At 59.2% G+C, this 17,833-nt stretch carries 13 protein-coding genes, 1 tRNA gene and 2 pseudogenes; 9 read left to right on the top strand and 7 right to left on the bottom strand.

Annotated elements, in window-relative coordinates; genetic code table 11:
• The first annotated feature begins 77 nt into the window (after positions 1-77).
• Genes LJU29_RS16035 through LJU29_RS16015 form a run of 5 tightly spaced genes read left to right on the top strand, consistent with a single transcriptional unit; the run spans position 78 to position 6,621 of the window.
• Positions 78-2,594 (top strand): TonB-dependent receptor, encoded by a 2,517-nt coding sequence (locus LJU29_RS16035; protein ID WP_057454226.1) that lies wholly within the window; start codon positions 78-80, stop codon positions 2,592-2,594.
• 37 nt (positions 2,595-2,631) lie between these two features.
• The gene (locus tag LJU29_RS16030; RefSeq protein WP_257110926.1) at positions 2,632-4,560 is read left to right on the top strand and encodes a phytase; all 1,929 of its coding nucleotides are present in this window, start codon (positions 2,632-2,634) and stop codon (positions 4,558-4,560) included.
• Between the two features lie 55 nt (positions 4,561-4,615).
• Positions 4,616-5,326, top strand: a complete 711-nt coding sequence (gene tolQ / locus LJU29_RS16025) for a protein TolQ (RefSeq protein WP_004658021.1) — start codon at positions 4,616-4,618, stop codon at positions 5,324-5,326.
• Positions 5,327-5,335: 9 nt separating this feature from the next.
• Positions 5,336-5,782, top strand: a complete 447-nt coding sequence (gene tolR, locus LJU29_RS16020; protein ID WP_005755758.1) for a protein TolR — start codon at positions 5,336-5,338, stop codon at positions 5,780-5,782.
• On the top strand, positions 5,779-6,621 hold the full coding sequence (locus LJU29_RS16015; protein WP_057454229.1) for an energy transducer TonB: 843 nt from the start codon (positions 5,779-5,781) through the stop codon (positions 6,619-6,621). The genes tolR and LJU29_RS16015 overlap by 4 nt, the downstream gene beginning before the upstream one ends.
• A gap of 41 nt (positions 6,622-6,662) precedes the next feature.
• On the opposite strand, the pseudogene LJU29_RS29675 reads toward LJU29_RS16015, so the two are convergent.
• Both LJU29_RS29675 and LJU29_RS29670 read right to left on the bottom strand, forming a co-directional pair.
• A pseudogene (locus tag LJU29_RS29675) lies at positions 6,663-7,238 on the bottom strand (methyl-accepting chemotaxis protein); the annotation flags it as partial.
• A 285-nt stretch (positions 7,239-7,523) separates the two neighbouring features.
• Positions 7,524-8,393 (bottom strand): annotated as a pseudogene (locus tag LJU29_RS29670) (HAMP domain-containing protein); the annotation flags it as partial.
• Between the two features lie 683 nt (positions 8,394-9,076).
• Here LJU29_RS29670 and LJU29_RS16005 point away from each other — a divergent pair.
• Positions 9,077-9,152: transfer RNA gene (locus tag LJU29_RS16005), tRNA-Asn, on the top strand.
• A gap of 166 nt (positions 9,153-9,318) precedes the next feature.
• Here LJU29_RS16005 and LJU29_RS16000 read toward each other — a convergent pair.
• The 3 genes from LJU29_RS16000 to mapR form a co-directional block, all read right to left on the bottom strand.
• Positions 9,319-9,732, bottom strand: coding sequence for a helix-turn-helix domain-containing protein (locus LJU29_RS16000; protein WP_080438864.1), 414 nt, complete (start codon positions 9,730-9,732; stop codon positions 9,319-9,321).
• Between the two features lie 161 nt (positions 9,733-9,893).
• The gene (locus LJU29_RS29665; protein WP_371217819.1) at positions 9,894-10,079 is read right to left on the bottom strand and encodes a hypothetical protein; all 186 of its coding nucleotides are present in this window, start codon (positions 10,077-10,079) and stop codon (positions 9,894-9,896) included.
• Between the two features lie 68 nt (positions 10,080-10,147).
• A complete protein-coding gene (gene mapR / locus LJU29_RS15995) occupies positions 10,148-11,557 on the bottom strand; it encodes a GntR family transcriptional regulator MpaR (protein WP_257110924.1) in 1,410 nt (469 codons plus the stop codon).
• A 391-nt stretch (positions 11,558-11,948) separates the two neighbouring features.
• On the opposite strand from mapR, the gene LJU29_RS15990 reads away from it, so the two are divergent.
• Positions 11,949-13,436, top strand: a complete 1,488-nt coding sequence (locus LJU29_RS15990) for a SulP family inorganic anion transporter (protein WP_054078618.1) — start codon at positions 11,949-11,951, stop codon at positions 13,434-13,436.
• Between the two features lie 23 nt (positions 13,437-13,459).
• Here the strand turns inward: LJU29_RS15990 and LJU29_RS15985 are convergent, their stop codons facing one another.
• Positions 13,460-14,635, bottom strand: coding sequence for a sensor histidine kinase (locus LJU29_RS15985; RefSeq protein ID WP_257110923.1), 1,176 nt, complete (start codon positions 14,633-14,635; stop codon positions 13,460-13,462).
• A gap of 5 nt (positions 14,636-14,640) precedes the next feature.
• Positions 14,641-15,330, bottom strand: coding sequence for a response regulator (locus LJU29_RS15980; RefSeq protein ID WP_005780163.1), 690 nt, complete (start codon positions 15,328-15,330; stop codon positions 14,641-14,643).
• Positions 15,331-15,428: 98 nt separating this feature from the next.
• Here LJU29_RS15980 and LJU29_RS15975 point away from each other — a divergent pair, with 98 nt between their 5' ends.
• Both LJU29_RS15975 and LJU29_RS15970 read left to right on the top strand, forming a co-directional pair.
• Positions 15,429-16,901 carry an efflux transporter outer membrane subunit gene (locus LJU29_RS15975; protein WP_257110922.1) on the top strand — a complete coding sequence of 491 codons (1,473 nt, stop codon included), beginning with the start codon at positions 15,429-15,431 and terminating at the stop codon, positions 16,899-16,901.
• 19 nt (positions 16,902-16,920) lie between these two features.
• Positions 16,921-17,772: a MipA/OmpV family protein gene (locus LJU29_RS15970; protein WP_257110921.1), complete on the top strand. Its 852-nt coding sequence runs from the start codon at positions 16,921-16,923 to the stop codon at positions 17,770-17,772.
• The last annotated feature ends 61 nt before the right edge of the window (positions 17,773-17,833 follow it).

The following is a 17,833-nucleotide window of genomic DNA, read 5'->3' as shown; positions in this document are numbered from 1 at the left end:
ACTGCACGACTCTAGCTTGCGCCTCCAGTTGCCGGGTTATTTGCCTGGCCTGTCGGGATTATGGGGGAGTAATTAACATGCACAGGCGTCGCAGCAGGGCTCAACTGGTCGGCTTCACACTCAGCGCGCTGGCATTTGCCATTGCCAGCGAACGCTTACAGGCGGCCGAAGCCGATACCACCGAGCACGTGCAAGTGGTCGGGCAGGCGGCGAGTATCGACAACGCGCTCAAGGAGCAACGCAGCTCCGACAGCATCAAGAGCGTGGTGCATGCCGACGGTGTTGCGCAGCTACCGGACCAGAACGTCGCCGAAGCAGTGCAACGCATGCCGGGCGTCAGCGTCGAGCGCGATCAGGGCGAGGGGCGCTTTGTCACCGTCAGGGGACTGGCGCCTGACCTCAACAGCGTGACCATCAACGGCACGCTGGTGCCTGCCCCGGAAAGTGGCCGACGCGCCGTGGCGCTGGATGTGCTGCCTGCCGAACTGGTGCAGTCACTGTCAGTGATCAAAACCCTGACCCCGGACATGGACGCCAACTCGCTGGGCGGTACAGTCGATGTCGAAAGCCTCTCTGCCTTCGACCACAAAGGGCTGTTCTACACCGGCAGCAGCGAAGCCAGCTACGACAAGAACACCCACCAGACCAGCCCCAAGTTTTCCGGCGCGGCGAGCAATCGTTTCAGCCTTGGCGACGGCATCGACAACTTCGGTGTGGCGGCAGCACTGAGCTGGCAGAAGCGTGATTTCGGCTCCGACAACGTCGAGACCGGCGGAGACTGGGACGGCTCGCGACTGCAATCGTTTGAACAACGCGACTACGACATCAGCCGCGAGCGCACCGGGGGTGGTCTTAACTTCGATTACAAACCCGATGACCTCAGCAAATACTACCTGCGCACCCTGTACAGCCGTTTCAAGGATGATGAGGTGCGCACCACCAACGGTTTCGAATTTGCCAATGCCCAAAGCGCAGGGCAGACCGGCGATGCCGAAGGCACGCGCAAGCTCAAGGCGCGCACCGAAACTCAGGAAATCCAGTCCTACGTGTTTGGTGGCGAACGTATGGTCGGCCTGTGGACGCTCAGCGGCCAGGCCGGTTACAGCGAGTCCAGTGAAGACAGCCCTAGCCATATTGCCGGGGCCACATTCGTGGGCAACGATGATTTTGCCGACACCGGTTTCTACGACCGCGACAAGCCAAGGCCCATCGTCGATCCCTCGTTCTACGACAATTCGAACTTTACTCTGGACAAGGTCGACCGGGAAAAGCAGTACACCAAAGACACCGAGAAGAACGTGCGCCTCGACCTGGCCCGCGATTACGACTTCAAGGGCTATGCCTCGCAGTTCAAGTTTGGCGGCAAGGTCAGCCGACGCGACAAAAGCAACGATCTGGAAGTCTGGAAATACGACAATTTCGATGACCAGGGTTTCAGCGATCAGCAACTCAACCTGACACAGTTCCAGAAAGGCACCATCGACTATCGACTGGGCAATTTCGGCAGCGGTATCAGTCCCACTGCGGTCAAGGGCCTGATCGGCGGCCTGAACGCCGCCGACGCCTACGACGCGTCGGAAAGCCGGGCCAATGACTTCAAGATCAACGAAGACATCAATGCCGGTTACTTCATGAATACGCTGGATGTCGATAAATGGCGCTTCATCGCCGGTCTGCGTTACGAGGGCACGGAGATGGACGCCAAAGGAACTGGCGTGCGCGATGGGGCATTCGAGTCCAGTACCACCAACCGCCGCTATCACCACTGGTTACCAGGTCTGCATGCCCGTTATCAGATCGACAAGAGCACCCAGTTACGCGCCGCCTGGACCAAAACCGTGGTGCGCCCGACGTTCGGGCAACTGGCGCCGGGCTTTGTGATCGACGATGACGAAGCCTCTTTCGGTAACCCGAATCTGAAGCCGCTGGAGTCGAGCAACCTTGACCTGGGCATCGAACACTTCATGGGCCGAGCGGGGACGGTGTCGGCGTTCGTGTTCTACAAGGACATCCAGAATTTCGTCTACAACACCGACCTGGCGGGCACCGGGCAGTGGGCGAACTTCTCCGAAGCCAACACCTACGCCAACGGCGACAAGGCCAAGCTCTATGGCCTGGAACTGGCCTATTCGCAAAAGCTCGACTGGCTGCCATCGCCATGGAACGGTCTGCTGCTGGGCGCCAACGCCACGTTGAGCCGTTCCGACGCGAGCATCAACGGTTTCGACCAGAGCACCGGCACCAACCGCAAGCGCGACATCGACCTGCCCAGCCAGTCGAAAACCGTCGGTAACGTCATGCTCGGCTGGGAGAACGACAAGCTGAGTCTGCGTCTGTCCGCCAACTACAAATCGGCCTATCTCTACGAGTTGGCGTCGATCGGCGACAAGGACCACGACCAGTACGTGGATGCGCAGACTTTCGTCGATTTCAGCGCCCGCTATTCACTGACCAAGAACCTCAAGGTCAGCTTCGAGGCGCAGAACCTCACCGATCAGCCGTATTTCGTCTACAGCGGTCATCGCGCCTACAACGGCCAGTACGAAGAATACGGCCCGACCTACAAAGTCGGCCTGACCTTCACTCACTTCTGATCGACCTGACGCGCTCATTCAAAGGATTCAACCGTTCATGATCATTTCGTTATCACCCAAGCCAGCGTGCCTGGCGCTACTGCTTTGTCTTGCGGCCGGGGCTGCGCACGCTTCGCCGCCGATGGACCTGAACCTGACACGCTGGGCTGAAAATGCTTCGTTCAAGGCTCAATCGGCGAGCTTTCTGCCGGGCAGTGACGGCACCCGCCGCCTGGCCGCGAGCGTCAAGGCCGGTCTGTTGCTGCTGGATGAGCAGGGCCGCGAGCTGGCGAAAATGCCGGGGTCGTTCCAAGGGCTCGACAGCCGTACTACAGGCTCAATTGTGCTCATTGCAACGCTGGATAATGCCCGCCAGCAGGCCATGCTGACCCAGCTCGATCCGACCGGAGCACACTGGTCAAAGCCGGTTTATCTGCCCGCACGCGATTATTCAGTGGCCGGTCTGTGCCTGTACCGCGATGACGCCAGCAACCTGTTTGTGTTTCTGGTGGGTGAGGAGGGCAAGGGCGAACAATGGCTGATTGGCGCAGATAATCGACTGAACGACGCGCCACGCCTGGTGCGCAACCTGCCGCTACCACCCAAAGCCGAGTTTTGTCAGGTCGATGACGCTGCGCACAGGTTGTTCGTCAATGAACAAAACATCGGTTGGTGGGCTTATTCGGCGCACCCCGAGGCTGAGGTCTCGCGTCAGCCTGTGGCTCTACGCGAACCGTTTGGCGATTTGAAACAGGCGGCGGGGGCAATGGCCATTGTTCCGGGCGGTTTGCTGGCGCTGGACCCGAAAGGCAAGGCGTTGCATCTCTATCAGCAGCAGGATTCGCTGGAGAGCTGGACGCCGGTGGCCGATCTGTCGCTGATGAGCCTGAAAAAGCCGGAAGGGCTTTCTGTGCGTGAGAGCAAGAACAGCTTGCAGGTGTTGGTCAACGACAATGAAGGCGAGCGCCTGTATCAGGGGGAACTGAGCTGGTCGCCCAAACCGGTGAATAACGCCAAGCCGTTGCCGACTGTCATGGCGGCGAGTCAGAGCCAGCCGGTCGGGCGTCAGGGTGACGCCGCCGACGACCCGGCCATTTGGGTCCACCCGAAAAATCCGGCGCTCAGTCGCGTGTTGGGCACCAACAAAAAGCAGGGCCTGCTGGCTTATGACCTGACTGGCAAGCAGTTGCAGGAATTACCGGTAGGCCGCCTGAACAACGTCGATCTACGCCCAGGCTTCATGCTCGGCAAGAAGACTGTCGATCTGGCGGTAGCCAGTAACCGGGATCACAACAGCCTGAGCCTGTTCAGCATCGACCGGGTCAGCGGCGTCATTCGTGAAGCGGGAGAGATCCCCACACCATTGGCGGAAATCTATGGCGTCTGCCTGTTCAAACCTGCCAGTGGCGAGCTATACGCCTTCGCCAACGGTAAAGACGGCAGCTTTCTCCAGTATCGGCTCAGCGCGTCCGACGGTAAGGCAAAAGGCGAGCTGGTACGCCGCTTCAAGGTCGACACCCAGCCGGAAGGCTGCGTGGCCGATGACCAGCGTCAACGCCTGTTTCTCGGTGAAGAGGACGTTGGCGTCTGGGAAGTCGATGCGCGGGCGGATCAGCCTGCGACGCTTTCCAGTGTGATCAAGGTGGGCGAGGCGGTGCATGCCGATGTCGAGGGGCTGGCGCTGTATCAGAGTGACAAGCACGACTATCTGGTGATCTCCAGTCAGGGCAACGACAGCTACGTGGTGGTCGATGCCGAGCCGCCTTACGCACTGCGCGGCGCTTTTCGGGTCGGTCTCAACGCGAACGCGGGGATTGACGGTACCTCGGAAACCGACGGCATCGAAGTGACCTCCATGAACCTCGGCGGCCCTTGGAGCAAAGGCATGCTGGTGGTGCAGGACGGGCGTAAACGCATGCCCGAGCAGGCGCAGAACTTCAAGTTCGTGCCGTGGGCCGAGGTGATGAAAACCTTGAAGCTGCCGTAAGTCGTTTGTCATCAAGCGGTGCTAATCATTCGTTCCATTACAGAGGACTACCACGATGCACGCCACCCTCGAACACATGACTATCTGGGGCCTGATCAGCGATGCCAGCCTGCTGGTCAAGGCCGTGATGCTGATTTTGTTGCTCGCTTCGCTGGTCAGCTGGTACCTGATCATTCAGCGCAGTCTTGCGCTGGGCCATTACGAGCGGACGCTGGATGCATTTCAGCAGCGCTTTCGCGCTGAAGCCGAGCTGGCACCGCTGTACGCCGAAAGCCGTTCGGCTCAGGAGGGCGCTGACGGTATCGAGCGCGTCTTCAACGCCGGTTATGCCGAGTACGTGCAACTCAAGCCACGTCCCGGCATCGAGCCTGACGTAGTGCTGTCAGGCGTCGAACGCGCATTGCAAGTCGCGATCAGCGAGCAGGAGCTGCAACTGGAAAAAGGCCTGCAGTTTCTCGCTACGGTCGGCTCGGTCAGCCCCTACATCGGCCTGTTCGGCACGGTCTGGGGGATCATGAATTCCTTCATCGGCCTGTCTCAAGTGCAGCAGGCCACACTGTCGACGGTCGCGCCGGGTATTGCCGAAGCCTTGATTGCCACGGCCATCGGCCTGTTCGCCGCCATTCCTGCCGTTATCGCCTACAACCGTTTTGCCGCGCGTGGCCAGACGCTCACGGCCCGTTACTACAGCTTCGGCAATGAACTGCAGGTGCGCCTGAACCGCACCCTGCAAGGCCTGACCCGCAACATGGCCGCTGCGGCCTGAGGACTTGTCATGCTGGTCAAACCACAACGCAAACATGGCCCGAAAGCCGAAATGAATGTCGTGCCCTATATCGACGTGATGCTGGTGCTGCTGGTGATTTTCATGGTCACGGCTCCGATGCTGACCCAAGGCGTGAAAATCGAGTTACCCAAAGTGGCCAGCGAAGCACTCGCCACCGATACCCGGCAGCGCATCGTGACCCTGTCCGTCAAGGCGCAGGGCGGCTACTACTGGAACCTGGGCGACACGGTCGATACTCAAACGCAGACCGATCAGGCCGAGAGCCTTGAAGACATGCAGGAGCGCATCGCCCGACTGGTTGCCGAGCGCAAGGACACGCAAGTGTTCATCCGTGCCGATGACAAGGCTGATTATGGCCGGGTAGTCGCCGCCATGGCGGCGCTGCAACGCAGTGGCGTAACGCAATTGGGCTTGGTGACCGAGGCCCCGCAATGAACACCCTGGCCCTCGATTACCACCCGCCGCGCCGCGAATGGGTGAATGGGCCCTGGCTGCGCAGCAATGGCCTGGCCGCTGCCATCGCGCTGGCATTGCATGGCGTGCTGCTGGGCGGTCTTATGTTCGGCTGGAGCCCGCACGAAGCACCGCCCGCACAGAGCAGAACCCTGACCACGCAATTAGTGATTTTGCCGCCAGCGCCTGAGCCGGTTCCAGTCGCCGCTGCGTCGGTTGTCGAGCCTGTTCAGCTGCCGTCACCTGCACCGGCCTCGCTGCCGATCACCCAGCCGGTAGAAGCTGCAAAACCGCAGGCAGAACCGCAGCGCCAGGTCGAACAGGCGGCGTTGGCACGCAAGCGCATTGACGAGCAAAAGCGCGAGCGCGAACAGCAACAGAGCGTTCAGCGCCTGCACGAAGCCGAGCAGCAAAAGCGCCAGGAACAGCAGCGGCTGGCCGAGCAGCAACGTCAGCAGGTTGAGCAACAACGTCAGGCCGAGCAGGCGCGTCAGTCTGCCGAGCGCGCCCGCCAGGCGCAGCAATCAGCACAACAGCAGGCCGCCGCTGACAGCAGCCAGTATCAGCCACTCAGCAAGGAGGCTCCGGACTATCCCGAACGGGCTCTGGACAAAGGCATCGAGGGTGATTGCACGGTGGTCTACGACGTGTCGCCGCAAGGCACGGTGGTCAACCCGCAAGTGCAGGGTGCGTGCCATCCATTGTTCATCCGTCCTTCACTGGCCGCAGCGCAAACCTTTCGTTATCAGCCACGGGTTGTCGAGGGCAGGGCGGTGAGCGTGTCCGGGGTGAAGAATACTTTCCACTACCGGATCAAATAGACAGCGGGCCTGACGCAAGCTGCGGCAGGCCCGCACAGGTTTTAACTGACCTTAAAGCGCCGTACCAGCGCAATCAGGCGAGTGTTGGACTCGGAAAGGGCAGCGGTGCTGCGTTCGTTACTGGAGCCGCCTTCGACCAGCTCTTCGACGATGTGCCGAACGGCAATGATGTTACGGCTGATTTCCTCTGACACCGCGCTTTGCTCCTCGGCCGCTGTGGCGATTTGCGTGCTCAGGTCGTTGATCTGCAGAACCGAGCGAGTCATGTCGTCCAGGCCGCTTGTTACGGCGGTGGTTTTGCCCGCCGTGGTCTGGCAGCTCTGGCGGGTTTTTTCCATTGCGGCTACTGCGGCGCTGACGCCTTGTTGCAGGCTGCCGAGCATTTCGTTGATCTCCGACGTGCTGGCCTGGGTGCGAGCGGCGAGGGCGCGCACCTCATCGGCTACGACCGCAAAGCCACGACCCTGTTCGCCGGCGCGCGCGGCTTCAATGGCGGCGTTAAGCGCGAGCAGGTTGGTCTGCCCGGCGATTTCGCCAATCACCGCCAGCACCGCGTTGATGCGCTTGGCGTCCTGCTCCATCGACTGCACTTTGCTGGTGGCCGAATCGACCTCGCTGATCAGTGCATTCACGCTGTCAGAAGCGTCTGCAACCACGGTTTTCGATACCTGCGCGTTCTCATTGGCCGACTGCGTGAAGCTTGCGGTCTGCGCCGCGCTGCGGGCCACTTCGTCCGCGGTGGAGGACATCTCGATGATCGCAGTAACGGCCTGATCGGTTTCGTTGGCGTGACGGATCAGAATGGCACTGGTAACGCCCGCCTGACTGCGCAGTTGTTCGATACCGCTGGCAATCTCGCTGGTGGAACTGCTGACGTCGAGCATCATGCGTTGCAGGTAGGCAATGAAGTTGTTGACCGACTCACCCACCTGATCCACTTCATCGTGCCCTTTGACAGCAATGCGCCGGGTGAGATCGGCATCACCGGCCGACAGCGTGTCGATATTGGTTTTGAGCACGCCCAGGCGGTTCATCAGCGTGCGCAACGCAACAATCATCAGCACCAGCAGCACCAGAACCATCGGGATCTGCAGCCAGGCCAGGGTCTTGAGGACGGTTTCGCTCTGGCTTTTCAGCAGGTCGGTGTTTTGCGAAACGGCCAGCAACCAAGGCGTTCCAGCAACCGGCATCAGAAACAGCGTCGACTCCTCGCCATCGCTGTTCTGGTAGGTCAGACGCGAGGTGCCAGTACCTTTGACGGCGAGTGCCGACTTGATGCCATTGATGAACGGCGATTGCGCCGCCAGTTCGGAGACATTGCGCAGCACGATCTTGTCGCTGCTGCCCGGTACGTTGGACAGAATCTTGCCATCGGCCTCAATGATCATGATCCGGCCATGGACTTCCTGCTCTTTGGCTTCAACCAGCTTGTTGAAGAAACCCAGCGTCACGTCGATGGTCGACACGCCCCACGGCTGGCCGTCCTTGGTGATGGCCATGGCGCAGTTGGTGCGCGGTTCCGGGCTGGCGGCGTCCTGATAGGCGGGCGCCCAAGCGCATTGGCCAGCAGGCGAGTTCAAGCCGCCTTTGTGCCAGCCCTGTTCGAAATAGTTGAGCGACTCAGGCGAGTTCCAATGGGTGTTGACGATCAATTTTCCCGACGCATCGCGGTGGTAGAAGGTGCTGTGCTTGGCACGACCGGGCGTGCGCACGTTCGGCAAAGGCCAGATCCCGCCGCCAAACACCTTGGCTTCGCCGTACTGGTTGACCATAAACGGTAGCAGGCGGTCGATGTCGTCACTGGACAGTTGCGGCACCAGTTCGGTAATGACCCGCGCCTGCGCCTGTACGCGGGCCAGTTCGGTCTTGATCTCGTTACTGATATCTGCTGCCTTGGCGGTCAGCATGTTTTCATCGTTGGCGGTGAGCCTGGGGGAGACGAACTGACCGATTCCATAAACCGTCAGAACGATGACCAAGGCCATGAACCCCACGAAGGTTGCGGTGTAGCGAGCTTGCACTGTCTTGAGCGAGGCCATTTTTTTGTTATACCTGAGCCGTGGGAAAGGGACTATCTGACCGAGGTGTCGGCTGATGCAGATGTTTCTTGATGTGACATAAACGCCAATTTCAGTACGTTCAAATGGGCTGGGCGATGCCCGCTTGTCCGCGATCTCTCAAGTGTAGGAGCGGACTTGTCCGCGATCTGCCGGGAACCGGCAGCATAAACGGTGCACGTGGTACGTCTGGTACAACCGTAGCCCATTTTGGAACCGCTTCGCAGCCCATCGTAGCCGTCGTAACCTCCTGAAACTCCTACGCCCTTCGGGCAGACGCTCGTTCTATGGCCACTTTGCGACGTGTTCGTAACGCTGGGCGCGCGCAAGCCGCAGCGCCGAAATTTTTTCAGTCCCTCGCTTGACTTCCTTTTCCTAATCAGTAACATAGCGCTCATTCCGCGATAGCTCAGTTGGTAGAGCAAGTGACTGTTAATCACTGGGTCCCTGGTTCGAGTCCAGGTCGTGGAGCCAGACAAGGTTTCAGAGAAGACTTTAAAAATCTTTGAAACACTGAAAACCCGCCTTCTGGCGGGTTTTTAGTTTTGGCGCCGAGCACTGGCAACGCGACAATTCATGGACTTGGCAGAGAAAACACCTTGAGTAGTTTTTAAATCGCCTCCAGTACCAGAAATGAATCTTACGTCTGCACCGAACGCGTCGTTGATCCGCTCGCATCGGAGGACTGCGCTTTAGACCTGCGCTTGTAATCCGCAGGCGTCATCCCGGTAAGTTGAATGAAAGCCCGTCGGAACGAGGTATCCTCGTTGTAGCCGAACTTGAGTGCCACTTGTTTAATGCTGGCTCCCGGTATCTGGAGGAGGACGCAAGCCGTTTCTATCCTCACTCGGGTAATGAGCTCTTCAGGCGACTCATTGGTTAATTTCTTGAATTGTCGATGCATTGTCCGCTCGCTCAGATCCAACATTTTGGCGAGCTCTTCAGCCGTCAGCCCGGGTCTGGCATGGCGAATGATTTGCTCGATTTCCAGAAGCAGCGCATCAGCACTATTTATAAAACTGCGGGGTGCATAAACCAGTTGAGGCAGTGGCAAGACTAGACGGGTAAATCGGCAAGGGTATACGAAGAAAACTAATTAATCGGCTGCTGAACGAGTCTGGAGCAGATTTTCGCGCCAATGCGCAGCATGGGCGCGATAGTCATCAGGACGTGTGTATAACCGTTAGCGATGACTATCACGGCGATAATCAATGCTCAATACGGCGAAATAGTCCCCAGCAAACCCACCGCTATCGCCAGCAACAAAAAACCTATCAATGAAAGTCCGAGCTTGCCCATGAGCGTCTCCTGCTGATCGATCTGTCTGTAACGAGTTGCAGGTTCCGGCTTCTGACGGTTTCCTGCGCGTTTTAATGCGTGGCCATTATCCTGCGCAGGCAGATTCTGGTACAGATTCAGAAACAGCTTAAAAATACGGATCAGTTGTACGTGGGCCGAACGTAAACACTTCAGAACGACGCGATGATTCGTCCAAGCATCGCCATGGCCTGCTCGCTGCGTTCATCCCAAGGCGTGCCGTAGTTCAGGCGTGCGCAGTTCTTGAAGCGCTGCGAGGCCGAGAAGATCGGGCCGGGTGCCAGGCTGATACCTTGGGCCAGGGCCATCTGGAACACCTGCAGCGAGTCCACTTGCTCGGGGAATTCGAACCACAGAAAGTACCCGCCAGCGGGGCGGGTGACGCGTGTCGCTGCCGGGAAATAACGAGCGGCAGCAGCCAGCATCGCGCCTTGTTGCAGTTCGAGGGTGTCGCGCAATTTGCGCAGGTGGCGATCGTAGCCGCCATGTTTGAGGTAGTCGGCAATCGCTGCCTGGGCTGGGACAGAGGGTGAAATGGTGGTCATCAGTTTCAGCCGATTGATCTGTTCGGTATAACGCCCGCCTGCCACCCAGCCGACACGGTAGCCGGGGGCCAGGGTCTTGGAAAACGAGCTGCAGTGCATCACCAGCCCGCTGTGATCCAGGCTTTTGACCGGATGGGGTGCATTGGCGCCGTAATACAGTTCGGCGTACACATCGTCCTCGATCAACGGGATCTGCTGTCGTTCCAGCAGGTTGTAGAGCTTGAGTTTTTTCGCCTGGGTCATGCTCGCGCCCAGCGGGTTCTGGAAGCTGCTCATGAACCAGCAGGCTTTGATCGGCAAGCGTGTCAGGCTGTCCTGCAAAGAGTCCAGATCCACGCCGTCACGCGGATGCACGGGGATTTCGACGGCTTTTAGCTTGAGCCGCTCCAGCACCTGAAGGCAGGCATAGAACGCAGGTGCTTCGATGGCGACCAGGTCGCCGGGCTCGGTGACGCATTGCAGACACAGATTCAGGCCTTCCATCGCGCCGTTGGTGATTACCAGTTCATCGGCGGGCAGGCGCACGCCGCTGATCATGTAGCGCAGAGCAATCTGTCGGCGCAGTTCGGAGTTCCCGGTGGTCATGTCGCTGACAATGCCCGCTGGCGTCATCGCCCGCACCGCTGAAGACATCGACTTGGCCAGGCGCGGCAATGGGTAAAGGTGCGGGCTGGGAAATGCCGAGCCGAAAGGGACGGTGTCCGGGTTCTTGAGCGAGCCAAGCACGGAAAAAATAAGGTCACTGACGCCCAGTTCGGTGCCTTCGCTGGTGTGCCTGATCAGTTCAGGCTCGGTCAGCGCATTGGCAGCATGCTCGCGCACGTAATACCCGGAGCGTGCACGAGCCTGAATCAGGCCTTTGTCTTCCAGTAGGTAATACGCCTTGAAGACGGTGGCGGGGCTCACCGAATAGGTGCGACTGGCAACCCTGACGGAGGGCGCTTTCTCACCGGCGGGCAACACGCCGCTGCGAATCATTTCCGAAATGTCGGCGGCGAATTTTTCGTAGCGTTTCATAGAAGGCATCGGGGGCAAATGATGCCTGCATCATGAGTGAAAACCGCCTTTGCAAACAGGGGCAAGTTATCCTGGAAAAAGCATATCAGCTGCGCTGTGTCGCTGTCGGGCAGGCATCTGCGTCTTGAACCCCTCAAACGTATGGGTCTATGATGCTCACGTCCTGCGACCCATCGAAGGAATCACTTTTGTCCCGTTCCAGCTGGCTGCCTACGCCGCCTTAGCGCTTCGCCCCCTCGCCACACCCTGACTGCCACTGACCGCGGTCACCCGTTGCTGTGTCCGTTTGACGGTCGCCGCCACCTCCATCACTACTCATTCGAAAACCGATGCACACGTACGTCCGGCATTCGCTGCTGCGCGTCCCGCTGTGTTCGACACAGGTATTTCCATGCTCGAAAAAATAAAAGCTACGTGGTTTTCCAGCGTCCGGGCCGATGTTCTGGCCGGGCTTGTCGTTGCACTGGCCCTGATTCCAGAGGCCATTGCGTTCTCCATCATCACGGGGGTAGACCCGAAAGTCGGGCTTTACGCTTCTTTCTGTATTTGTGTGGTCATTGCTTTCGTGGGCGGCCGCCCGGCGATGATTTCCGCCGCCACAGGTGCGATGGCACTGCTGATGGTGAACCTGGTGAAAGAGCACGGTCTTCAGTATTTGCTGGCGGCCACTTTGTTGTGCGGCGTGTTGCAAATCATCGCCGGGTACTTGCGCCTCGGAGAGCTGATGCGCTTTGTTTCACGATCGGTGGTGACCGGCTTTGTGAACGCGCTGGCGATTCTGATTTTCATGGCCCAACTGCCAGAACTGACCCATGCGACCTGGCCGGTCTATGCCATGACGGCGGCGGGCCTGGCAATTATCTATCTGTTCCCGCGCGTGCCGTTGCTGGGCAAGCTGCTGCCGTCGCCGCTGGTGTGCATTCTGCTGCTCACGGCAATGTCCATTTACATGGGCCTTGATGTACGAACAGTTGGTGATATGGGCGCGATGCCTGACAGTCTGCCGGTGTTCATGTGGCCGGACGTTGCGCTGAATCTCGACACGCTGTTGATCATCCTGCCGTACTCCGCGGCTTTGGCGGTGGTGGGCCTGCTTGAGTCGATGATGACCGCAACCATTGTCGACGATCTGACCGATACCACCAGCGACAGGAATCGTGAGTGCAGAGGGCAGGGTATTGCCAATATCGCCAGTGGTCTGATCGGCGGCATGGCCGGTTGCGCGATGATCGGCCAATCAATGATCAACGTGAAGTCGGGGGGCAGAACACGACTCTCGACCCTCAGCGCGGGCTTGCTGCTGTTGATCATGATGCTGTTTCTGGGCGACTGGCTGGCGCGTATTCCGATGGCGGCGCTGGTGGCGGTGATGATCATGGTGTCGATCAGCACGTTCAGCTGGGAGTCGATCCGCAACCTCAGACAGTACCCGCTCTCGACCAATATCGTGATGGTCGTGACGGTGATCGTGGTGGTAGCCACCCATAACCTCGCCTATGGTGTGCTGGTGGGGTCCCTGCTGGCCGCGATGTTCTTTGCCAGCAAGATCGCCCGTTATCTCGACGTCACTTCGCAACGCGACCCCGAGCACAGCCACCGCACTTATTACGTGACCGGTCAGGTGTTTTTTGCTTCTGCCGAGCGCTTCATGGCGTCCTTCGACCTGCGCGAAAACGTCGAAACACTCGCCATTGATCTGCGCGAGGCGCATTTCTGGGACATCACTGCGGTTGCCGCGCTCGACAAGGTGGTGCTCAAGCTGAGGAGGGCGGGTATCAGTGTGGACGTTGTAGGTATGAACCGGGCGACGGCCACGCTGGTGGATCGGTTTGGCGTGCACGACAAACCGGACGCTATCGATTCGTTGATGGGGCATTGATCCGCAGGTTCGGGTCAGCAGGGTCATGCCGGGATTTCCAGGCGGATCACCGACCCGCCGCCAGGCCTGTTGCGCACCCCGATAGTGCCGTCATGCTCGAGGCAAATAGCCCGGGCGATGGACAGGCCAAGGCCGCTGCCTCCCAAATAGCGCGCCCGCGAACGTTCGGCGCGCCAGAAACGGTCGAACACCTGTTCAAGGTTTTCCGAGCCGAAGCCGGGCCCGCGGTCGGAGACGGTCAGTTCCATGCTCCGTGCGCGGGCCCTGCCGACAATCAGCAGTTCACCGCCCATCGCCGAGTAGCGCAGCGCATTATCGACGAGAATATTGACTACTTGGCCGATCCGGTCACGGTCGGCGTTGACGGTCAGTTGTTGAGGGATGTCGATCGTCACGACAACGCCCGCTTCATCGAGCTGTGTGGCAAACCAGCTCAGGCGTTCGGCCACCAGTTTCTCAAGGGAAAATACCGTCTTGTCCAGGGTCAGCTGGCCAGCGCTGGCCAGCGAGAGAAGGTGCAGATCGCTCACCAGTTTGTTCAACTGGTTAAGTTGGCGGTGGACCATTTCCAGTTGTGCCAGATCGCGCGGGAACACTTCATCGATCATGCCCTGAATGCGCCCCATGGCCGCGTTCAGTGGCGTGCGCAGTTCATGGGCGATCATCGCGCTGGACTCGCTGACTTCCAGTTCGTAACGGCCCAGTTGGGTGGTCATGGTGTTGAAGTCGCTGACCAGCGCCTGTAGCTCGTCCGGGTCTTTGTCGCTCATTGGCAGGCGCGTCTTGAAGTCGCCCTGGGCGACCTGACGTGCGCCTCTGGCAATCGAAGAGAACTGGCTGGAAAGCGGGCGGGAGAACAAAAAGCCGAAAAAGATGATGATAGGGATGGCCATCATCACCAGCGCTGCCAATACCCACCATTCCTTGTTGGCGATGCCCGGCAGCAGGTTTTCGATCGGGTAATACTCGAAGAACAGCTCGCGAAGCTTGACCATGTCCATGGCAGGTTCGGCCTGCAATCGTATGAACTCCGTGCGCACATCGGCTGGCATTGCCTGCAGTGTGAGCCAGTCAGACACCGTGACGTGCAGCCACATGCAGAACGCGATCACGATGACCGCACCGACTGCCAGCATGCTCATGCGCATGCCGACCCAGTGCCATAAAGGTTTCTGCCGGTGTCTGAAAAAACGTCGCATGAGGCTCACCTGAATCGATAGCCGACAGAGCGGACTGTCACCAGCACATTATCCACGCCGTGAATTTCGAGTTTGCGACGCAGATTGTGCACGTGCGCATCGACAACCCTGGCCAGCGCCTCGCTGTCGGGCAGGCAGATTTCCAGCAATTCTTCGCGGGTGAAGGCTTTGGAGGGTGTTTTCAGCAAGGTCGAAAGGATCTTGAACTCGGTGGGTGTCAGGTCGAGCAGTGTGTCTGTGCCGTCGTGTCCTTCAATGATGGCGGTGACTGCATCCAGGTCCACCAGCAGGTTCTGGTAACGCAAATGGCGGTCATTACTGGCGTTCTGCTGGGAGCGGCGCAACACCGCGTGCACACGGGCCACTACTTCCTTGGGGTTGTAGGGTTTGACCACGTAATCGTCAGCCCCGTAGCGCAATGCGCCGAGCTTTTCCGGTTCGTCGCCCATGGCCGTGACCATGATCACCGGTGTGTCGCTGCAACGGCGCACTGCCGACAGCACGTCCGTACCACTGACCAGCGGCAGCATGACGTCCAGCAGAATCAGGTCGGGTTTCCACTGGCGATGCATATCGATACCGCGCTGCCCGTTTTCGGCCAGCCCTACGCTGAACCCGTCACGACGCAGATAAGCCTCGAGAATGCTGGCGCTGTCGGCATCGTCTTCGACGATCAGAATGCGTTTTCCTGACACAAGAATGCCTCTTGATCAAATCTTGATAATTCACGAACGGTTTATTGAAAGTCGACGTTCAGGATTGCGTCCAGAGCCCACTGTCGCGGACAGATCCTATGCTGATGAGTACACCGCTGTCCAAGCGTATCCGCAACCTCGGATGCTGTTGCCTGACTATGCTGCTGAGCCTGGTTTTTTCGGGTTGCTCGTTGATTCCCGAGTATCAGCGCCCGGCCTTGCCGGTTCCTGCAGACCAGTTGTCTGCTGTCGTCCCGGCCGGTGATGCGTCCATTGCCATCGCGCTGACCGCTGACGAAGAAGCGCTGGCTGCCGAGCTGTCGCCAAAGGGTGAATTGCGGGTTCTGTTGCAATCAGCCCTGACGTTCAACCGCGATTTTCGCGTGGCGCTGCTGAGAGTGGATGAAGCCAGGGCGATGCGCGGCATAACCCGTGCCGATCGTTTCCCGACGATTGCAGCAGGCGTCCAGCGTAACCGTCAACACTTCGATAATGCGGCTGCCGATGAGCGTTACGGCCAGGACCTTTCCATCGCATCGGTGGGCGTCTCGGACTTTGAGCTGGATTTTTTTGGGCGCGTGCGCAGCCTGTCCGAGGCCGTGCGGCATGATTATCTGGCCAGCACGTATGGCCAGCAGGCGGCGCGCAGTGCGCTGGTTGCCGAAGTGGCTCGCGCCTGGCTGGCCGAGCGTCTGGCCGCCGCCGTGCAGCAGGATGCGCAGACCGTTCATGATGCCCGGCTGATGCTGGTAAAGGCGGCCGAAGAGCAGCAGCGCCAGGGTGCCATTTCACTCGACGATCTGATGGCGCAGCGCCTTGATACCTTGACTGCACAGCAACAGGTGCAGGATGCGCTAAGCGATCACGCGAATGCTTCCCAGGCTTTGCTGCTGCTCACCGGCTACTCGGCAGTTTTGCCAGTCACCACGCCGGATACGCCGGCGCTGACCGCCGCGCTGGTCGAGACCCCGGCCTGGCTGTCGAATCTGCCGTCTCAGCGTTTGCTTGAGCGATTTGATATTCGTCAGCGCGAAGAAGCACTCAAGGCCAGCAACGCCAATATTGGTGCCGCCCGTGCTGCATTCTTTCCGTCCATAAAACTCAGTACCAGCGTAGGTCTGCAAAGCGACAGTCTGCGCACGCTGTTCAGCAATGGCAGCGGTACCTGGCTGTTATCCCCGCAACTGAACCTGCCGTTGTTCGACGGCGGGCGTAATCAGGCCAACCTGGATCTGGCGCATGTGCGCCAGCAGATCGCGGTCGCCGAGTATGAAAAAGCCATTCAGAACGCCTTCCGTGAAATGTCTGGTGTGCTGACCCGTCGTCAGCAGGCCCTGGGCCATGTTCGCAACGAGATCGAGCGCGTCGCGCTGGTCCAGGAAAAAGTGCGCCGCCTGTCCTTCGAACTCAATGCCGGTGCTACTGAACGCACGGCATTGCTGGGCTCCACCATCCGTATCGCCGAAGCCGATGCAGCCGGTCGCAAGTCACTCGATGAGCTGCAACAAAACCGGATCGACCTGTTTCGAGTGCTTCGCGGCGCAGAACCGACAACCCCACCTCAATCCTGAATGAAACCGGAGTATCACCATGAGTCCTGAAATCGCTCGTCCTCACGTTCGTCCTGCACTGCTCAAGCCTGCACTTGGCGTGTTGATCGCCTCAGTGGCCATGACACTGGTCGGTCAGGCCTGTGCTCAGGACAGCGCGTCCACGCAAGGCCAGTCTATTTTCGGCGACAGGTTCAACGTCAATTTCGGCCTCGGCATGGCCTTGCTGCCACGCTACATGGGGGCCGATGAATACCGCAGTCAGGTGTTGCCGATGCTCACTGTCCAGCGCGGTATCTTTTTTGCGGATACCGCACGGGGAGTGGGGCTGCAATGGCAGTCCGATTCCGGATTCGGGGCCAGCGCAGCGCTCAACTACGATTTCGGCCGTACCGAGAAAAACAGTACAAACCGCCCTAGTTCCAATGAGCTCATAGGGATGGGCACCGTCAAGGGGGCAACGGTTGGCGACTTCATGATCTCTCAACAGCTCACGCCATGGTTGTCGGCCAGTGCCGAGGCCGAACTGCGTGTGGCCGGTGAAAAGCGTGGCAACCGTTGCCGCTTGGGTTTTGAGGGCATCGCCTACCACAGCCAGACCGATACGGTGACGCTGGATATCGATGCGCATGCCGGTGACGGCCGTTACAACCAGACCTACTTCGGTGTGAGCCCGATCCAGAGTCAGCGCACCGGCTTTTCCAGATTCACGGCAGACAGCGGGATTTACGCGTACTCGGCTGCGCTCGCCTGGCAGCACGCCTTTGATGCCCACTGGTCAACCGTTGCAAGCGTGGGGGTGACTCACTACACCGATCAGACCCGCGGCAGCCCGCTGGTCGAGACCGATGCTGAAGGCAGCGGTTTGATTGCCTTGAACTACGCCTTCTAAAGGGGTGAAGCCTGCCATGCGATTACATCCCGATGGGTTTCCTGATCTACAGCGATGTGTT

The organism is Pseudomonas ficuserectae (assembly GCF_024584585.1).
Classification (GTDB): Bacteria; Pseudomonadota; Gammaproteobacteria; order Pseudomonadales; family Pseudomonadaceae; genus Aquipseudomonas; species Aquipseudomonas amygdali.
The sequence above is the reverse complement of the archived record's forward strand: the minus strand, read 5'-3'. Positions and strand labels throughout refer to the sequence as shown.

Coding starts and splice junctions, on each gene's coding strand:
- LJU29_RS16035 (WP_057454226.1), top strand. CDS start 78: ATGCACAGGCGTCGCAGCAGGGCTCAACTGGTCGGCTTCACACTCAGC.
- LJU29_RS16030 (WP_257110926.1), top strand. CDS start 2,632: ATGATCATTTCGTTATCACCCAAGCCAGCGTGCCTGGCGCTACTGCTT.
- tolQ (WP_004658021.1), top strand. CDS start 4,616: ATGCACGCCACCCTCGAACACATGACTATCTGGGGCCTGATCAGCGAT.
- tolR (WP_005755758.1), top strand. CDS start 5,336: ATGCTGGTCAAACCACAACGCAAACATGGCCCGAAAGCCGAAATGAAT.
- LJU29_RS16015 (WP_057454229.1), top strand. CDS start 5,779: ATGAACACCCTGGCCCTCGATTACCACCCGCCGCGCCGCGAATGGGTG.
- mapR (WP_257110924.1), bottom strand. CDS start 11,557: ATGAAACGCTACGAAAAATTCGCCGCCGACATTTCGGAAATGATTCGC.
- LJU29_RS15990 (WP_054078618.1), top strand. CDS start 11,949: ATGCTCGAAAAAATAAAAGCTACGTGGTTTTCCAGCGTCCGGGCCGAT.
- LJU29_RS15985 (WP_257110923.1), bottom strand. CDS start 14,635: ATGCGACGTTTTTTCAGACACCGGCAGAAACCTTTATGGCACTGGGTC.
- LJU29_RS15975 (WP_257110922.1), top strand. CDS start 15,429: ATGCTGATGAGTACACCGCTGTCCAAGCGTATCCGCAACCTCGGATGC.
- LJU29_RS15970 (WP_257110921.1), top strand. CDS start 16,921: ATGAGTCCTGAAATCGCTCGTCCTCACGTTCGTCCTGCACTGCTCAAG.